At 34.7% G+C, this 15,923-nt stretch carries 18 protein-coding genes; 16 read left to right on the top strand and 2 right to left on the bottom strand.

Annotated features, from left to right (window positions below; genetic code table 11):
• The first annotated feature begins 3 nt into the window (after positions 1-3).
• The 4 genes from gatB (at position 4) to QYS48_RS04130 (ending at position 4,191) form a co-directional block, all read left to right on the top strand.
• A complete protein-coding gene (gene gatB, locus QYS48_RS04145; RefSeq protein WP_308357634.1) occupies positions 4-1,467 on the top strand; it encodes an Asp-tRNA(Asn)/Glu-tRNA(Gln) amidotransferase subunit GatB in 1,464 nt (487 codons plus the stop codon).
• Positions 1,468-1,470: 3 nt separating this feature from the next.
• Positions 1,471-2,607: a TlpA disulfide reductase family protein gene (locus QYS48_RS04140; RefSeq protein WP_308357633.1), complete on the top strand. Its 1,137-nt coding sequence runs from the start codon at positions 1,471-1,473 to the stop codon at positions 2,605-2,607.
• 152 nt (positions 2,608-2,759) lie between these two features.
• Positions 2,760-3,170, top strand: coding sequence for a GxxExxY protein (locus QYS48_RS04135; RefSeq protein WP_302103509.1), 411 nt, complete (start codon positions 2,760-2,762; stop codon positions 3,168-3,170).
• A gap of 193 nt (positions 3,171-3,363) precedes the next feature.
• Positions 3,364-4,191 carry a helix-turn-helix transcriptional regulator gene (locus QYS48_RS04130; protein WP_308357632.1) on the top strand — a complete coding sequence of 276 codons (828 nt, stop codon included), beginning with the start codon at positions 3,364-3,366 and terminating at the stop codon, positions 4,189-4,191.
• Between the two features lie 65 nt (positions 4,192-4,256).
• Here the strand turns inward: QYS48_RS04130 and QYS48_RS04125 are convergent, their stop codons facing one another.
• Positions 4,257-7,688, bottom strand: coding sequence for an amidohydrolase family protein (locus QYS48_RS04125; protein ID WP_308357631.1), 3,432 nt, complete (start codon positions 7,686-7,688; stop codon positions 4,257-4,259).
• Positions 7,689-7,855: 167 nt separating this feature from the next.
• On the opposite strand from QYS48_RS04125, the gene QYS48_RS04120 reads away from it, so the two are divergent.
• Complete coding sequence (locus QYS48_RS04120; protein WP_308357630.1) at positions 7,856-8,656, top strand: DUF6503 family protein; 801 nt, start codon at positions 7,856-7,858, stop codon at positions 8,654-8,656.
• Here QYS48_RS04120 and QYS48_RS04115 read toward each other — a convergent pair whose 3' ends face one another.
• The gene (locus QYS48_RS04115) at positions 8,657-9,697 is read right to left on the bottom strand and encodes a DUF4407 domain-containing protein (RefSeq protein ID WP_308357629.1); all 1,041 of its coding nucleotides are present in this window, start codon (positions 9,695-9,697) and stop codon (positions 8,657-8,659) included.
• A gap of 330 nt (positions 9,698-10,027) precedes the next feature.
• Between QYS48_RS04115 and QYS48_RS04110 the strand changes: the two genes are divergently transcribed.
• The 11 genes from QYS48_RS04110 to QYS48_RS04060 all read left to right on the top strand — a co-directional run bounded on the left by QYS48_RS04110 (position 10,028) and on the right by QYS48_RS04060 (position 15,885).
• Complete coding sequence (locus QYS48_RS04110; protein WP_308357628.1) at positions 10,028-10,492, top strand: hypothetical protein; 465 nt, start codon at positions 10,028-10,030, stop codon at positions 10,490-10,492.
• 131 nt (positions 10,493-10,623) lie between these two features.
• Positions 10,624-10,758, top strand: a complete 135-nt coding sequence (locus tag QYS48_RS04105; protein ID WP_302103525.1) for a hypothetical protein — start codon at positions 10,624-10,626, stop codon at positions 10,756-10,758.
• Positions 10,759-10,884: 126 nt separating this feature from the next.
• Positions 10,885-11,382, top strand: coding sequence for a hypothetical protein (locus QYS48_RS04100; RefSeq protein WP_308357627.1), 498 nt, complete (start codon positions 10,885-10,887; stop codon positions 11,380-11,382).
• Between the two features lie 323 nt (positions 11,383-11,705).
• On the top strand, positions 11,706-12,068 hold the full coding sequence (locus QYS48_RS04095; RefSeq protein ID WP_302103524.1) for a hypothetical protein: 363 nt from the start codon (positions 11,706-11,708) through the stop codon (positions 12,066-12,068).
• A 131-nt stretch (positions 12,069-12,199) separates the two neighbouring features.
• Positions 12,200-12,334: a hypothetical protein gene (locus QYS48_RS04090; RefSeq protein WP_302103525.1), complete on the top strand. Its 135-nt coding sequence runs from the start codon at positions 12,200-12,202 to the stop codon at positions 12,332-12,334.
• 69 nt (positions 12,335-12,403) lie between these two features.
• Positions 12,404-12,898, top strand: coding sequence for a hypothetical protein (locus tag QYS48_RS04085; RefSeq protein WP_308357626.1), 495 nt, complete (start codon positions 12,404-12,406; stop codon positions 12,896-12,898).
• A gap of 163 nt (positions 12,899-13,061) precedes the next feature.
• Positions 13,062-13,487 (top strand): hypothetical protein, encoded by a 426-nt coding sequence (locus QYS48_RS04080; protein WP_308357625.1) that lies wholly within the window; start codon positions 13,062-13,064, stop codon positions 13,485-13,487.
• A 210-nt stretch (positions 13,488-13,697) separates the two neighbouring features.
• Positions 13,698-13,832, top strand: a complete 135-nt coding sequence (locus QYS48_RS04075; protein WP_302103529.1) for a hypothetical protein — start codon at positions 13,698-13,700, stop codon at positions 13,830-13,832.
• Positions 13,833-14,024: 192 nt separating this feature from the next.
• Entirely contained in the window at positions 14,025-14,366 is a 342-nt protein-coding gene (locus tag QYS48_RS04070) for a hypothetical protein (protein WP_308357624.1), read from the top strand.
• 1 nt (position 14,367) lies between these two features.
• Positions 14,368-14,523 carry a hypothetical protein gene (locus QYS48_RS04065; RefSeq protein ID WP_308357623.1) on the top strand — a complete coding sequence of 52 codons (156 nt, stop codon included), beginning with the start codon at positions 14,368-14,370 and terminating at the stop codon, positions 14,521-14,523.
• A 192-nt stretch (positions 14,524-14,715) separates the two neighbouring features.
• Positions 14,716-15,885 carry an MFS transporter gene (locus QYS48_RS04060; protein WP_308357622.1) on the top strand — a complete coding sequence of 390 codons (1,170 nt, stop codon included), beginning with the start codon at positions 14,716-14,718 and terminating at the stop codon, positions 15,883-15,885.
• The last annotated feature ends 38 nt before the right edge of the window (positions 15,886-15,923 follow it).

Here is a 15,923-nt window from a genome sequence, read left to right as displayed (position 1 = left end):
ATTATGCCTTTAGAAAAATCCATAAGAGATAAATATACGGTGGTGATAGGGCTGGAGGTGCATGCTCAATTGCTTACGGAAAGTAAGTTGTTTTGTGCGGATGCTACTTCTTTTGGGGCAGAACCTAATACCCATATCAGTCCTATTTCATTAGGTCATCCTGGCACACTGCCTAAGCTTAATAAAAAGGCAGTAGACTATGCTATTAAGATGGGATTAGCTTGTGAGTCAAAGATCACAAAGCATAATGTTTTTGCCAGGAAAAATTATTTCTATCCGGATTTATCTAAAGGATACCAAGTGACTCAGGATAAAGCACCTATTTGCGTAGGTGGAAAGGTATGGATAAAGCCTAAAGATTCAGATAAGGAAAAATCTATTGCTTTAAATAGAATCCATATGGAAGAAGATGCAGGTAAATCTATCCATACAGAAGATGAAAAGGATACGCTGGTCGATTATAATAGAGCCGGTGTACCTCTTATTGAAATAGTCACTGAACCAGATTTGCGCAGTGCTGATGAAGCCTATGCTTTTCTCACAGAGGTAAGAAGAATAGTGCGCTATCTTGAAATATGCGATGGCAATATGGAAGAGGGTTCTTTAAGATGTGATGCGAATATTTCAGTCATGCTTAAAGACGCAAAAGAATATGGCAATAAAGTGGAGGTTAAAAATATGAACTCCATAAGAAATGTGCACCGAGCCATAGAGCATGAAGCGGAAAGGATTATTACATTATTAGAAAAAGGTGAAAAAATCATTTCGGAAACAAGAGATTTTGATGCAGCTAGTGGTACTACTTCCAGCTTAAGAACCAAAGAAGAATTAAACGATTATCGCTATTTTCCTGAACCAGATTTATCTCCACTAATAGTGGATGAAAAGTGGGTAGCTGAAATAAAAGCACAAATGCCAAGCTTGGCTCATGAACTGAAGCAAAAATTTATCAGGGAATATAATTTACCCGACTATGATGCAGATGTATTGGTGGATACTAAAGAAATAGCTACTTATTTTGAGTCCATTTGTGAACACACCATAAATTATAAATCTGCTTCAAACTGGCTAATGGGCCCCATTAAGTCCTATTTAAATGATAAGAGTATTAGGATTACTGAATTAAATATTGAGCCTAAGCAACTGGCTGAGATAATTCAATTGGTGGATGATGCTAAAGTAAGTAATACGGTAGCTCAACAACAGATTTTTCCAAAGATGTTGCAAAACAAAGGATTGTCTGCGGAAACTATCGCAATTGAAGATAACTTATTACAAGAAAGTTCGTCTGAAAATATTCAGCCTATTATTGATGGGGTCATCAATGATTTTCCTGATAAAGTGAATGCATATAAATCAGGTAGAAAAGGTTTGATTGGTTTTTTTGTGGGAGAAGTAATGAAAAGAAGTAAAGGAAAAGCCGATCCTAAAAAGACAAATGAATTAATACAACAAACTCTAAATTAGAATATGAGAAATATTTTGAAAAATTCTGCAATAGCATTAGTAGCCAGTTTACTGATGTTTTCTTGCGGCAGCAGTAATGAAGACAAAGCAGGAACTACGATAAGTGGGACAGTTGAAAATCCTCAAGACCAAGGTGTAATTACACTAGCTAAAATCAGCGCTGGGAAAAGAGAGGTGTTAGATACCTTATACCTAGATGCTAATAATACTTTTGAAACTACAGTAGAAACTCAAGGTCCTGAATTCTACCAATTAAATTTCTTTAATGCTCAAGTTGCTACTTTAATTGTAGATAGTGAAGATCTAGAAGTGATTGCTGATGGTTCAAGTAGAAACGGCAAGTTAGAAATCTCTGGTTCAAAGGACATGGAATATATGGAGCAACTTCAAGATATTATGAAGAAGCAAAACGAAGAGGTTCAAAAAATCAATCAGGAGTTTATGGCTGCAAGAAATGCCAAGGATGATGAGAAGATGAAAAACATCCAAGATGATTTCTTATTGATGCAGGAAAAGAAAAAGGAGGATATTAAAAAGAAAGTAGAAGAGATGTTACCTTCATTAGCAGCAATTCAAGCTATGAATTTCTTCAATCCTAATGATGATTTTCAGTTCATGAAAGATGTAGCAGATCGCATTGCTGAAGCACATCCTAATTCAGAAATGGCTTCATTCTATAAAAAGCAAATGGATGAAATGGCTAAAATTTCAGTAGGAGCACAAGCCCCTAATTTCACTATGCCTAATACAGAAGGTGAAGAAGTTAGCTTATCTGATTTCAAAGGGGATTATGTGTTGGTAGACTTTTGGGCTGCATGGTGTAAACCTTGTAGAGCTGAGAATCCAAACATTGTTGAAGCATACAATAAGTATAAAGATCAGGGATTCCAGATTTTAGGTGTTTCATTAGATAAAAAGAGAGAAGATTGGTTGAAAGCCATTGAACAAGATAATTTAGATTGGACTCAGGTATCAGAATTGAAATACTGGCAAACTCCAATTGTTCAAGAATATAAAATTAATGGTATTCCATTCTCTTTACTTTTAGATCCAGAAGGTAAAATTGTTGCTAAGAATTTAAGAGGTGAGAGATTGCACGAAAAATTAGCTGAGATTTATGGTGACAAGCCAGCAAGCTAATCATTAGAAGAATTATATAATTTAAAAGCCTTGGTTCAGATTTGAATCAAGGCTTTTTTGTTTTTTACCACAAAAGAGCAAAAGAACACAATAGTGATAAAAATTAGATAAATTAGGAATACTAAATTGATTCAACCAAAACCTTAATATCAATGGAAATTACTAAATCTTATGTAAATGATCTAACATATAAAATTAACGGAGCTGCTATTGAAGTTCATAAAGAATTAGATCCTGGCTTACTAGAAAGCGTTTATCATCAATGTCTGATTCATGAATTAAAAAGTCAAAACATTAAATTTCAAACAGAAAAAGTAATTCCCATAAATTATAAAGGACTTCAATTAGAGTCTAATTTGAGATGTGATTTGATCATTGAGGATTGTATTTGTTTAGAATTAAAGGCAGTTAAGGAATTATTACCAGTTCATAAAGCGCAGCTATTAAGTTATATGCAGCTTTTAAAAGTACCGAAAGGGATACTCTTCAATTTTAATGTTTACAACTTATATAAAGACGGTCAAAAAACATTCGTAAACGATTATTTCAGATGGTTGATGTAAGTTGATGCATCCCTCTATTACAATTAATGTAATCTTAAGTGTTCTTTATTTCTTTTGTGGTTAAACTTAAAAAACCTTTAAATTAGCTCTTGAAGGCATTTGTCGGGTTAATGCCGTATGTAATCCAGCCGAAATAATTTTATTTTTGAGTTCATTCTAACTATTTGCCATGGTCAACAAAACAGTATATAATATGAAACAACCTGAATTAGGCCATAAAATCCAAAATTGGAGAAAGGCAAAAGGACTAACACAAGAAGAACTTGTAGAGAGATGTAATTTAAATGTTCGTACTCTTCAAAGAATTGAAGCAGGAGAGGTGCTCCCCAGAAGCTATACCGTAAAATCAATTTTAGATGTTTTAGAAGTAGATTTCTCAGCATTAAATCTTCCGGATACTTCTGAAAAAGATATCTACACATTATTAAAGCCTAATAAGAAATTTATCCAATGGGCTGCAGTTTTAGGAGTATTGTATTTATGCTTATCCTTTGTGGAAGGATTTATTGAAATAGGTTATTTCTATGATTTTGGAATAGAAGTATCTGGAGTTACTTACAGTTTAATAAAACTGGGAATTATGTTAAGTTTCTCAGTTTTCTACTATGTGTTTTATATCATAGGTAAAAAGCTGGATGATGGTTTATTAAAAGTAAGCGCTATTGTTTTAATAGGTTTAATTGTGATAAGTAGTATAAATGATATTTCCGTTTTTTATACAGAATATATATCGATTGAATTTTCATTAATGATGACCTCCGTTGTTTTCGGAATAGGCTATACTTTATTAGGAATTGCTTTATTAATGAGAAAAGAGCTACTCGGGAATTTAGCGTTAGTTAGTGGGATTTTCGGAATAGTTTCAGGTGTTGGCTTCACTACCATCATTATGGCAATACCTGCATTATTTACTTTAACAATTTTTGAAATTTTACTGATTGTACTGATCGTGAGATTGGTAAGTAGTAATTCTAATGAATTAGCTGAATCAGTCACAGAGGTTTCAGCGGTAAATTCATAAAACTAATTACAAAAAAAGGGAGCTGATTAAAACCAACTCCCTTTTTAATTTATGATAATTCTATATTAGTCTTTCTGTATGCCCGGAACATTTTCAGGGCGTTTTGTTTGCCACTCAAATGTTTCCGCTTTCTTTTCTCTAGGAGCCACTTCATCTAAAGTATTAGAATCATACACTCTACCATTTTTAATCACATGCGTTAAAGTGTTGGTATTTCTGATCTCCTCCAATGGATTTTCTTCCATAATTAATAAATCAGCAATTTTACCTTCTTCTATACTTCCTAAGTCACCTTCTAAACCTAAGGCTTCAGCTCCTAAAATAGTAGCCGTTCTTAAGGCATCCATATTAGTCATTCCACCACTAGCTACTGACCAAAGCTCCCAGTGATATCCTAAACCTTGTAACTGACCATGACTCCCTACACCGCCTATTCCATCTGCTTCCACTAAATCTTTCATGAATTTAGCATGCTTAGGAAATACATGTTCCTCTTTCATAAACCAAGCACCTCTTCTTCTAGATTTTTGAGCTAATTCTTCATAAGGTGTGAAATACTGAAGCTTTTCATCATGATAAACATCTTCAGTAGCATAATAATATTCTTCAGCCCATGGTCCACCATAAGATACCAATAAAGTAGGAGTTACCGCCATTTTGGATTCTGCAATCGTTTGAACGGCATCTTTGTAAATCCCTACGATCGGTAAACTATGCTCATGACCTGGATATCCATCCAATAATTGAGTCATATTCAATTTATAATCTAATCCACCTTCAGTAGTTGGCATTAACTCCAACTCTTTAGCCGCCATGATAATCCACTGGCGCTGCTGACGATTTCCTACTAAATACATCTTAATACTTTTTGTATTGTAGTATTCGCTGTATTGTCTTAAAACATCTTTAGCATGTTCTAAAGATTTGATTTTATACATCCAATACCCCACACCAGGACCTGTACTATACACTCTAGGCCCATGAATCATTCCTGCATCTACCATATCAGAATACGTTAATACATCAGTGGTAGCGGTCTGTGGATCGCGAGTGGTAGTAACACCATAAGCCAAGTTAGCAGAATAAATCCATACTTGATTTTTGTGTAATCCCCAGTTTGGCCACATGTGCGCATGAGTATCCACAAAACCAGGTGTGATGGTTTTACCCTTAGCCTCTATGGTTTTAGCTCCTTTAGGAACTTCTAAGCTCCCACTTTCACCTACTGCTTTAATACGGTTATTTTCAATTAAAATATCGCCATTTTCAATCACTCCTTTATCTGTCATGGTGATGATGCGAGCGCCTTTGATTAAGATGGTTCCCTCTGGAATATCTTTTTCATAGGCTACCTTAATTTTTAACTCTTTAGCAGTGTAGCCTTCATCTTTCTTCTCTTCTTTTTTATCATCTGCTTTCTCGTCCTTTTCCTCTTTGTCTTCCTCAGAGTCTTTATCTTCTTCGTTCTCTTCTTTTTTCTTTTTAGCCGCTTCTTTTTTGGCTGTAGCTACGCTATCCGCATAAGCTTTACCTTCAGCTAAATCATAAATAAAGTGACTTGCACCTAATGACCAATGTACTTTTTTGCTATCACCAGACCATGCAGGGAATTCGCCTCCCATAACGGTTAATTTCATCGCAGGGAAAGCAGCATTATCAGCTTTAGCTAATGAAATTTTAGGAGTCTGACCATATTTAGGGATGGTTACCGAATACACATCATTATTGATTTTCGCTAAGGCAGTTTCACCATCTGGCGAAATTCTGATTTCAGATGGTCTTGATGCTTTGTTGTTTTCTCTCCAGGCTTTTTCATCACCAGGCAAAATATTATGAGAACCATCGTGCGCATGAATCATATCAATTGATGAACCATAAGTGGTAATTCCGGTCAATTGCAAATGTTCTTTCTCATCCGTACCATCCCATCTGATTGAAATCAGTCCTTTAGATCCATGATTTAAATAGATTCTATCGGATACTTTAGAGAAGTGCGGGGTGCTTCTGCCTTTTGCTTTGTCGATTAGCGTTACTTTTCCACCGTCAGCTGAAACCCACGCAATATCTTCCATCATTAAAGAGCCAAAAGGATCAATGGCATCCTTATACACTTGATTAGCTCCTCGGTTAAACACGATTCTATTTTGGGTGTAAGACCATTCAGGATCTAAATATAAAGCTGGGTTTTGAGTTAATTTAACTGGCTTTCCTCTTCCACTCGCACTCACTTTATATAAGTGACCTCCTTCTTTTTCTTCCCAGGTAGCGAAAACGATCTGGCTTCCATCTGGTGACCAGGCAGGCATAGCCTCTGTAAATTCATGTTTCGTAACTCTTTTAGGTTCACCATCCGGTAAATCCATTACGTATAATCGGTTTAAAGCGGTAAACGCTAATTTCGTTCCATCCGGAGATGGAACCCCATCTCTGATTTGCGTTACAAATGCTTCTTTTTCATCAGAAATAGGATAGTTGAATTTCAATCTTGGTCCTAATTCTAATTTTAAATCTACTTCGAAAGGAATCTCAGAAGCCGTTTTAGCATTGATATCTATTTTATGGATTTTACCTCCATAAGAAGCGATTATGAATTTGCTGTCCGGAGTGAATGACATAGCCGGGTAAACACCTAAAGGAGCAATAGACTCTTGCTCATCGCGCTGAACAGGATACGCTAACCACTCTTCATCACCAGTTTTTAAGTTTCTTCTCACTAAGCCGGTTTCGGTTTCAAAACGAGTACCATACACTAACCATTTTCCATCAGGAGAAATAGTAGGAGTGAAGGCTGAGCCGTAACGTGAGGTGATAATAGCCATATCACCATCTTCCATATCATAAGTTCCAATTTGATATTGTGGGAACTGCGCATTGTAATTCCAAGCTGATCTTCTTCTTGAGAAATACACTAATTTACCATCAGGGCTAACCGCAGGATCAGTAGTTTTTAAATTATCTGGTTTATCGATTAATTGTGCACCAGACCCACCTTCCTTATGGTAGATGTGCAATTTTATATTTCTTCTACCTTTTGCGCCTACTATATATTCACCATCAGGCGTCCAGTCGGCTGAGAAATAATTTTGATTGTTATCTTTTGTGATTTGCTTCATTTCCTCAGAAGCTAAATCCATAGTCCAGATGTTGTCAGATCCGCTTTTATCAGAGATGAATACGATGGATTTACCATCCGGGCTGTAACGAGGATGTACATCATATGCCATTCCTTCTGTAATTTTAGTGGCTTTTCCACCTGCAAAAGGAATTGAATAGATGTCTCCCATCATATCAAATAGAATGGTGGAGCCATCAGGACTCACATCTACAGAAAGCCAGGTACCTTCTTTGGTATTAAATTGAATGGATCTTTCCGGCTCAAGCGGAAGTTCTTTGGTTGCTTTTTTCGTGCTGTCTGTTTTTTCCTCATCCTGAGCAATAGCTCCGAAATTAAGTAGGATTAAAGCAATCAGCCATGATAATATTTTATAATGCTTCATAGATTAATTGGTTTATAGAATAGAAATGTAGTGAATTTTGGCCATAATGTGTTTTAAAATGTTAGGAATGGTTTATATCCTACTTTTATGAATTTTATGAAATGCTAAATAGCTGACATTTTTATATGATATGTATCTTTAAATTGCCAGTCTAATTCAAATATGATATGAGAATACTAATTATACTTTCAACTTTATTTCTGATGGCTTGTTCTAATCAAACTGAACAGGAAACTGAACAAGCCAATGTTAATGAGATCAAAGGCCAAAGTGTCAATCCATTAGTGGCCTCAATTCAAGAAGCTCACCAGCTTGATGAATTTAGAAAGAAGGAGATTGTTTCTTTTGATATAAAACTGACTTTCAGAGGCAATGAAAGATTAAATGCAAGGATTTACTCTACTACCAATTCATCTAAAGTATTGGTTAAGAATTCAGAAAACACACGTTTGCTATTTGATGGAAATGAAATTTGGATTCATCCTAAAGACAGCTTGTATGAGGGTGCAAGATTTGATGCTTTAACCTGGTCTTATTTTTTCATGGCCCCATTTAAGCTTAACGATTCGGGGACCCACCATACTCAAGCTGAGAAAATGAATTATCAAAATGAGGATAGCCTTATGAGTTCGAAATTAACTTTTGGGGAGAATATAGGGGATGCGCCAGATGATTGGTACATATTATATCAAAATGAGAATAGTAATTTATTAGAAGCCATGGCTTATATCGTTACTTTTGGCGGTCGCGAGCAAGAGAAGGCTGCTCAAAATCCTCATGCTATTAGTTATTCTGATTATAAAAAAGTTGAAGGAATACCTTTTGCACACAAATGGAAATTCTGGAATTGGAGTGAAAAGAATGGTTTAGAAGATCAGTTAGGGGAGGCTACCATTTCTAATATACAATTCACGGATGATCATTCAGTTTTTAATAAATCAAAAGAAGCAGCTCCAGTCCCGAAATAATTAGGAGTCTTCTAAATCAATATCCAAACGGCTTTTAAGGTATTTCTTTTCTTTATCGGCTAAGTTATCAGCAGCTTTCTTAATTGAATCATGAGTGGAGGCTCTATATTGATAGGCTTCTGTTTTGAACTTATACTCCTCATTAAATAGCAGGTAGTCGTAGGGGCCTTTTTTGCTGATCAGCTTTACAAAAATGGGACTTGTTTCGATGGCTATAAATAGAAATACGATAAAGGCATTAGCCCACCAAATAGCAGTGCTCTTGTCTGCCAGTCGGTCAAGCGCTTCCAGGCGAGCAGCAGGCCCGCCAATATCTTTAATGTTTAAAGCCGAAATTTCTGCAGCCTGTAAAGAATCTAATTGATTTAGTTGGGAGATTTTATTTTGAATGATCGGGTTATTTTGAGCTAACAATTGCTGAAGCTCTTTTTCGGATTGATCAGCATTCGCTTTTTTTATTTTATAGATAGGCCCTGGGTTCCTTTTCATAGTGCCTCCTGTACCATCAGCCTCTCTTCGGGCGAGTTCTCTTAATTCATTGCGTTCTTTTTCTTTTAGAGCGATTTCATTTTTGATCGAGTTTAACTCCTTACTGACTGATTCTTTTTGTTGACTAAATTGAGTAATGATCTTCTTTTTTTCAGCTGCTACCATTTCGGCTTGCATTACGCCAAGTTCAGCATTGATTTCTTTTTCAAATATTTTCAGTTCTAGAGGTTTTGCGATAACGATTGAAATGAGAAGGGCTAATACTAATCTGGGAATAGCCATTAAAAACTCTTCTTTTAGCTTGCTTTTACGCATGCTGGAGACAATGAATCTGTCCAAATTAAAGATCATCAAGCCCCAGAGGAGACCAAGGCCAATTGCAATGAAATAGTGGTCAAATACCGTAAAGAATGCATAAGCAGCTGAAAATGCAGCAAATAAGCCAGTAAAAATGATAGTCGCTCCTATGCCTACGTATTTACTTGAATCGGTAGGACATTGAGTTAACAGATTGACATCCGCACCGGAGCAATACCAGAAGAAATTCCTCATTTTATTCATTTGCAATTTTTTGTCTGTTCAAAATTGCAATTCTATCAATAGTAATGCCATCAGCTTATGCAGCCATTAGGTGCGCTTTAGGCTTTTTTAATTGTCCAAAATTGAACAATTAGCTTGTCCGAAATTAGTACGGATTGTTACGATAGTTGAGCTTCTACATAGAAAATGTAAAGTAATTTTAGGACTATTCATCTTAGTAAAGTTATATTAGGACTATAATGTAAAACTGTAAAGTTATTTTAGGACGATACAGTACGTATAATGCATATGATAAGGTAGAAGAAGTAGAAATATTAAAACAAATGAAAGAAAAAATTACGAATGCATTGGAAGAATAGAAATACTGACAAATATATACTTAGGGTATTTAAGCGCGTTGCGTTTTCTTTAACTTTTGTAATTCTTTTATTGATTGCAATATTTTTGATAAAAGGTTCTATTTCTTTAATAAGTAGTTCAATTATTATCCTTTCAACGTTTTTTTTAACATCTATTTCTTGGTTTAAATGGGCAAAATATAATATTAAATCGATTGAAGTTGGAGAAAATGAAATTACTATAGTCTTTTGTCAATTTGACACAAGAATTGAAACGACATGTATGGTTGATGAGGTATTATTTGAGATGAGAAGTCGTTATAAAAGTAAGGGATATTGGGCAATTTTTTGTAACGACAACCTTATTTTAAGACAAGAGGCATCATATTGGGATTCAAATTTAGATCTTTTGGAATTGCATGAAGAATTTAAGAAGTATTTACCTGATGGGAATGTTGTTACAATTTGATTGTCATTACCCCGTTCTCGCCATGCCCACATAGCGCGCGTAGCGAAGCAATACGCGTGCTACCTACTGTATAAAGCACTGTTTCAAATCATTTTTCTTAAATTGGTTCTTATCATTTAGAAGCTAAACCCATGTCGGAAAAGTATAAGTTTCACAATTCTTCAGCCTCTAAAATAGTAGAGGATGAGACTGATTATAAATACAGTTCTGCCAAAGAATATGCTGGGATTAGAAAAGGATTTTTGGATTTGGAATTAGTAATTTAGCTTATTGCTTCGCACGCGTTTAGCTTCGCAATGTGCGCGAGGGGGAATGAGCAAAACTTTTGAATATAGAAGTACTTTGATTGATATCAGATTAGAAAAAGAAATTCAAATTAACTTAGATCATTAATGCAGTCGAATATTAAAAGTAAATATAGGAGAAAAGCTATAATGGTGATTTTTTTCCCTTTAAGTCTTCCTTTATGTTTTCTATCATATCTGTTAATAAAAAAGGAAATTCAAGAACATTTTTTTTATGGCCAGATAGTTAAGGCAGAAATAAGAAATATTGAAGACTTTACAAGCACTAGCTTTCCTGGTGGAGGACCTCCAAAGTATAATCTTACTATGAGGAACCTTGATAATGAAAATGAAATAACTGATGGATTCGTAGTAAATGATGGGATAGATGACAATTTAAGAGAATTTATAAATCAGGTTGAGGTTAATGATACTGTCGAAGTTAAAATTTTAAATAAAAACCAAGCAAAAATACTTAAATTTAAAGGTCAAGAAGTGCAGCCTTACAATTCATATTTCAACCTATTTTGGTATTATCTATTTATATTATTTCTATTAGGATTAATTGCATTACCCTATTATGTATATTTCAAATATAAAAAATGAAACAACCTCAGCTCGTCCTTCTTTGTAAGGAGGATACCTAAACCAAACAGTTGAAATGCTTAAAAGACATAATTGATCTAAAGCAAGTAGATATCTTTACCAGAGAAATCAATAAAATTGAAGCCTTAATTGTAGTTGATGCAGAAGAATAGTTATAAAGTTCAACAAGAGATTATTGTTGAAGGACTGGTTTGGTTGAAATTAGCTTCTTGAGTTGAAAACTCATTTTTTGTGAATCCTCGTTACAAACGAGGACTAGTGGAGTATTTAAGCGCGTTGCGTTTTCTTTAACTTTTGTAATTCTTTTATTGATTGCAATATTTTTGATAAAAGGTTCTATTTCTTTAATAAGTAGTTCAATTATTATCCTTTCAACGTTTTTTTTAACATCTATTTCTTGGTTTAAATGGGCAAAATATAATATTAAATCGATTGAAGTTGGAGAAAATGAAATTACTATAGTCTTTTGTCAATTTGACACAAGAATTGAAACGACATGTATGGTTGATGAGGTATTATTTGAGATGAGAAGTCGTTATAAAAGTAAGGGATATTGGGCAATTTTTTGTAACGACAACCTTATTTTAAGACAAGAGGCATCATATTGGGATTCAAATTTAGATCTTTTGGAATTGCATGAAGAATTTAAGAAGTATTTACCTGATGGGAATGTTGTTACAATTTGATTGTCATTACCCCGTTCTCGCCATGCCCACATAGCGCGCGTAGCGAAGCAATACGCGTGCTACCTACTGTATAAAGCACTGTTTCAAATCATTTTTCTTAAATTGGTTCTTATCATTTAGAAGCTAAACCCATGTCGGAAAAGTATAAGTTTCACAATTCTTCAGCCTCTAAAATAGTAGAGGATGAGACTGATTATAAATACAGTTCTGCCAAAGAATATGCTGGGATTAGAAAAGGATTTTTGGATTTGGAATTAGTAATTTAGCTTATTGCTTCGCACGCGTTTAGCTACGCAACGAGCACGAGGGGGGGATGAATTTGAGATAGGAAACTAATGAAGAATACAGCATTAATAAGAAAAAGAAAAGCCATCTTAGTTATTTTTATTCCTTTAAGTATTCCGCTTACATTTATATTGTTTTTAATGATAAGGCAGGAAATCAGAGAACATATATATTATGGTCAAATTAAGGAGGCAAAAGTTTTAGAAATCGAAGGTGCGCGTTATTCTGGTTCAAAAGGTGGAGGAGTACCGGCTTTCAACATTGAAATGAAAAGTCTCGAATCGGATAAATTTTACTACGAAATTATCAAGGTTAACTTCCAAAGAGAGAGTCCCATCAGAAGATTTAAAAATGAAGTGGAAGTGGGAGATACTGTAACTATCAAAGTGTTAAATGAATCGCAGGCTAAAATATTAGAGCACAAGAAGCGAGAGGTGCAGCCATATAATTCTTATTCTAATTTGTTTTGGTTTTATTTAGTTATTCTATTCCTTCTAGGATTAGTTGTATTACCTTATTATGTTTTAATTAAATACGGAAAATGAAACAACCCTAGCTCGACCTCCTTTGTAAGGAGGATGCCTAAACCAAGCATTTGCAATGTACAAAGGAGACATAGCTTATTGCTTCGCACGCGTTTAGCTTCGCAACGCGCGCGAGGGTACATTTTCTGTTAGAAACAGTATAATCAATCTAAAATAATAAAAAATGAAACATATACATTACACCTCTCTTAATGGTACTAATTTTCTAGCTATTATCGCCTTCATTGTTGGTTTCTCAATTGCAATTTATATGGGTGAATCAATTATGTTCTCTTTTGCGATTGCTTTTGGAGGTTTGTTATTCATGAGATTCCTAACATTTACGAAATGTTTCAAATTTTCATACGATGAAAGAGAGATTGTATTGATAAATGCTATTTTTCCACCTATGGAGTACCGGTATAAAGTACCTGATTTAAAAGAGATTTATATAGATGATGTAGCTAAATGGGGTGCGGGAGTAGTAATAAAGGATAAGACTGATAGAAAAATGATTTTTGGAATATCTGGTTCGGACAGCGGTGAAATTTACGAAATGGTTGATTTCATAAATGCTAAAATAAAGGAGAGGAAAAATGAATCGAAATAGCATGAAGATATTTTTTACAATACTTATCGTTTTGGTTACTGCTCTTGCACAAGCCCAAAACCTCACACAATCTATTGAGAAACAAATCAATGCAGCAAGGGGAAGCCACATAGCGCGCGTAGCGAAGCAATACGCGTGCTACCTGCTATAAAAAGTACTGTTTCAAATCATTTTTCTTAAATTGGTTCTTATCATTTAGAACCAAACCCCATGTCTGAGAAGTATAAGTTTCACAATTCTTCAGCCTGTAAAATAGTATTGGGTGAGGCTGATTATAAATACAGCTCTGCTAAAGAATATGCTGGGATTAGAAAAGGATTTTTGGATTTGGAATTAGTAATTTAGCTTATTGCTTCGTACGCTTTTAGCTTCGCAACGCGCGCGAGAGGATGGAGCGATTGCACTAGGAAATAGTTCTGTAACAATTAAGAATAAAGTTATAAATATAATTCCATGAAAAAAATAAATAGGACACCATTCAATAGTATATTTATTGGCTTCATTTTAATAACAAGTCTTTTTTTATTTGTACTTGTCATGAGGGAATTCCAAAATACTCTTCTATTTTTATTCTTTTATTTAATTTCAATTTTGTTTTTTATAATGACTCGTATTGGTTATGTGAACGATATCGAATATGATGGTTTAAAAGTGAGGATTATACATTCCGTTACGGGTAATATAAATGAAAAACCTTTAGCAGATTTGAAAAATATCTATACTGAATTTGTTACTGCAGCAGGTACCCTCATTGTTTTTCATCACCAAGACGATTCCAAAAGGTCATATGGATGCATAGGATGTGATTTAGATGAAATTGCTGAGATGGTAGAATTTATTAATAAAAAAATTCATGAGAATGATAAACAAGATGAATAGTATGTTTTTTTACCAAGCTCGTCCTCCTTACAAAGGAAGATGCCTAAACCAAGCATTTACAATGCTTAAAAGACATAATCGATTTAAAGCAAATAGATGTTTTTATCAGAAAACCTATAAAATGGAAGCCTTAATTGTAGTTGATGCAGAAGAATAGATATAAAGTTCAACAAGAGATTATTGTGTAAGGTCTGCTTTGGTTGAAATTAGGTTTTTGAGTTGGAAACCCATTTTTTGCTGATCCTCGATACAAATGATGACATGTGGACATTATGCTTTAGCCTAAAGCAGTATTAATGTTCTTTTCATCTTTTTTCGTGCTTCATAAATTGATTTTGCCTTATTTCGCATGATGAAGCAAGAGCGATTGATAAACCGTCCTTTTATAGCACTTGGGTTTAGTGCTTTTTTATTTTTCGCCAGCTTCAATATGATTATTCCTATGCTGCCAGACTTTCTTACTTCATTGGGTGGTGGAGAATATAAAGGTCTTATTATTTCATTGTTTACGATTACGGCAGGTCTTTCAAGGCCTTTTAGTGGAAAGCTAGCCGATAAGATCGGTCGTTTGCCTGTAATGATTTTTGGGGCTACAGTATGCTTTGTAGCAGGCCTTGCTTATCCATTTGTAACTGGAATTATCGCATTTTTTGCCTTACGTTTACTTCATGGTTTTTCTACAGGTTTTACCCCTACAGGTAATGCAGCTTATGTAGCGGACATTGTTCCCATACATCGGAGGGGAGAGGCAATGGGAATCATTGGAGTTGCTATTAGTATTGGAACTGCATCAGGTAATGCAATTGGCGGCTATATTGGAAGTGCTTTTCCAATAGATTATGTTTTCTACGCTTCTGCTATCACCGCGATTTTAAGTGTGATCATCTTATCGGGTATGAATGAAACTTTAGCAGATAAGGTCCAATTTAATTTTGGCCTGCTGAAATTAAAGCGACACGAGATTATTGAAAAGAGAGTCTTAGTTCCTGCTATTTATATGGCTTTGTCTGTTTTCTCTTTTGGTTTAGTATTAACGATTATGCCTGATTATAGTGCTCATTTAGGTATTAGTAATAAGGGCTTATTTTTTGCAGTTTTCGTTCTAGCATCCTTGGGAGTCCGAATTTTTGCAGGTAAGATTTCCGATAAAGTGGGGCGTGTAAAGGTGCTGAAAGTTTCTTCCTTTTTACTAGCAGTAGCTATGGTGTTAATTGCTTTTTCATATTCATTATTAACATTAATTGGAGCTGGAATTATATTCGGTTTAGCGGTAGGAATGAATTCTCCTACAGTTTTTGCCTGGGCTATTGATTTAGCAGAAGATCATAAAAGGGGAAAAGCTCTAGCAACTCTGTATATATTCTTAGAAATCGGAATTGGAATGGGAGCTTTTATATCGGGTTGGGTATACAGTAATGATGTAGAATTCTTTCCTCGTACTTTTTATACAGGAGCTGGAGTTGCGCTAGCAGGCTTTATTTATTTGAATATTGCTACTCGAATTAAGAAGATGAAGTAAGAATTATATAATATTAGTAAAAGCAAATTATTTTATTT

Source organism: Marivirga arenosa, from assembly GCF_030503895.2.
Taxonomy (GTDB): Bacteria; Bacteroidota; Bacteroidia; order Cytophagales; family Cyclobacteriaceae; genus Marivirga; species Marivirga arenosa.
Note: the sequence above shows the minus strand (reverse complement) of the source record. Positions and strands in the feature narration are given on the sequence as shown.

Excerpts from the sequence above, each read along its gene's own strand:
- QYS48_RS04130 (WP_308357632.1), top strand. The coding sequence starts at position 3,364 with ATGAAACAACCTGAATTAGGCCATAAAATCCAAAATTGGAGAAAGGCA.
- QYS48_RS04075 (WP_302103529.1), top strand. The coding sequence starts at position 13,698 with ATGTCTGAGAAGTATAAGTTTCACAATTCTTCAGCCTGTAAAATAGTA.
- QYS48_RS04115 (WP_308357629.1), bottom strand. The coding sequence starts at position 9,697 with ATGAGGAATTTCTTCTGGTATTGCTCCGGTGCGGATGTCAATCTGTTA.
- QYS48_RS04125 (WP_308357631.1), bottom strand. The coding sequence starts at position 7,688 with ATGAAGCATTATAAAATATTATCATGGCTGATTGCTTTAATCCTACTT.
- QYS48_RS04085 (WP_308357626.1), top strand. The coding sequence starts at position 12,404 with ATGAAGAATACAGCATTAATAAGAAAAAGAAAAGCCATCTTAGTTATT.
- QYS48_RS04105 (WP_302103525.1), top strand. The coding sequence starts at position 10,624 with ATGTCGGAAAAGTATAAGTTTCACAATTCTTCAGCCTCTAAAATAGTA.
- QYS48_RS04065 (WP_308357623.1), top strand. The coding sequence starts at position 14,368 with ATGTTTTTTTACCAAGCTCGTCCTCCTTACAAAGGAAGATGCCTAAAC.
- QYS48_RS04120 (WP_308357630.1), top strand. The coding sequence starts at position 7,856 with ATGAGAATACTAATTATACTTTCAACTTTATTTCTGATGGCTTGTTCT.
- QYS48_RS04100 (WP_308357627.1), top strand. The coding sequence starts at position 10,885 with ATGCAGTCGAATATTAAAAGTAAATATAGGAGAAAAGCTATAATGGTG.
- QYS48_RS04090 (WP_302103525.1), top strand. The coding sequence starts at position 12,200 with ATGTCGGAAAAGTATAAGTTTCACAATTCTTCAGCCTCTAAAATAGTA.
- QYS48_RS04140 (WP_308357633.1), top strand. The coding sequence starts at position 1,471 with ATGAGAAATATTTTGAAAAATTCTGCAATAGCATTAGTAGCCAGTTTA.
- QYS48_RS04135 (WP_302103509.1), top strand. The coding sequence starts at position 2,760 with ATGGAAATTACTAAATCTTATGTAAATGATCTAACATATAAAATTAAC.
- QYS48_RS04080 (WP_308357625.1), top strand. The coding sequence starts at position 13,062 with ATGAAACATATACATTACACCTCTCTTAATGGTACTAATTTTCTAGCT.
- QYS48_RS04060 (WP_308357622.1), top strand. The coding sequence starts at position 14,716 with ATGATGAAGCAAGAGCGATTGATAAACCGTCCTTTTATAGCACTTGGG.
- QYS48_RS04070 (WP_308357624.1), top strand. The coding sequence starts at position 14,025 with ATGAGGGAATTCCAAAATACTCTTCTATTTTTATTCTTTTATTTAATT.
- gatB (WP_308357634.1), top strand. The coding sequence starts at position 4 with ATGCCTTTAGAAAAATCCATAAGAGATAAATATACGGTGGTGATAGGG.
- QYS48_RS04110 (WP_308357628.1), top strand. The coding sequence starts at position 10,028 with ATGCATTGGAAGAATAGAAATACTGACAAATATATACTTAGGGTATTT.